General features: G+C 49.8%; 1 tRNA gene. It reads left to right on the plus strand.

Annotated features, from left to right (window positions below):
• Nucleotides 1-118: 118 nt before the first annotated feature.
• Nucleotides 119-195, plus strand: a tRNA-Asp gene (locus AC2A4J_RS20525).
• Nucleotides 196-207 lie beyond the last annotated feature (12 nt).

The raw sequence follows: 207 nt of genomic DNA on the forward strand, positions 1-207 counted from the left end.
GCTCAGTTGGGAGAGCGTCGCCCTTACAAGGCGAATGTCGGGAGTTCGAACCTCTCCACACCCACCACTTACTAAGCAGTGGTACTTATGACAAGTAAGTAAAAAGCTAGATTGTATTGGAGTGGTAGTTCAGTTGGTTAGAATACCTGCCTGTCACGCAGGGGGTCGCGGGTTCGAGTCCCGTCCATTCCGCCAATTACTTTTAAT

The sequence above is a fragment of the Marinomonas sp. ATLA20 genome, from assembly GCF_057180105.1.